The 874-nt window shown below is 71.3% G+C and carries 1 protein-coding gene; it reads left to right on the plus strand.

The window, feature by feature from the left end:
- On the plus strand, nucleotides 1–874 hold an 874-nt coding region (locus HUK82_RS16925), incomplete at both ends, for a glycosyltransferase family 2 protein (RefSeq protein ID WP_176615007.1).

An 874-nucleotide genomic window follows, 5' to 3' on the forward strand; every position in this document is an offset into this window, starting at 1 on the left:
CGGACAGCGCGCGCGCGTGCGGCGAGCGCACGCCACGGCGCGGCCCGCTTCGACTTCACATCCTATGTCGAGACCCTGCTGCAACACGGCCTGCCCGGCCTTCGCCGGGTATCCGTCGTGGTGCCGTCCTACCAGTATGGGCGGTTCCTGCGCGAACGCCTGAACGCGATCTTCGGCCAGACCTACCCCGTGCTGGAGATTGTGGTGCTCGACGATGCATCGACCGACGATTCGGTGCACGAGGCCCGCAGCGCCGCCGCCGATGCCGGGCGCGACATCACGGTCGAGGTGGCCGCCCGCAACGGCGGCTCGGTCTTCCGGCAATGGCGCAAGGCCGCCGAACGCGCACGCGGCGACTGGGTCTGGATCGCCGAAGCCGACGATTCCGCCGAGCCGGCCTTTCTGGCCAGCCTGTGCGCCGCACTGGACCGCGCCCCGGCCGCGGTCATGGCCTTTACCGATTCACGCGCGATCGACGCGGCCGGGCAACCGGTCTCCGACAGCTACATACCCTATTGCCGGTCGACGGGGGTCGACGCGCTGGCGCGCGACGGGATTCACGACGGGCCGGGCTTCGTCGCCCGCTGTCTGGCCGCGCGCAACCTGATCCTCAATGTCAGCAGTGCCGTCTTCGCGCGCACGGCGCTGCTCGCCGCGTTCCGGCGCATCGGCGACGAGGTCGAGCGTTACCGCGTCGCGGGGGACTGGCGGCTGTATGTCGATCTGCTGTCGCAACCCGGCGCGCAGGTCGCCTATGTCGCGGCCCCGCTCAATATCCACCGGCGTCACGCCGGCTCGGCCAGCGGGCGTCCCGACGCCGCCCATTGCGACGAGATCGCGCGCCTTCACGCCGTGCTCGACGCGCAGGGCGTCG

It is taken from the genome of Ameyamaea chiangmaiensis, assembly GCF_013376175.1.
Lineage (GTDB): Bacteria > Pseudomonadota > Alphaproteobacteria > Acetobacterales > Acetobacteraceae > Ameyamaea > Ameyamaea chiangmaiensis.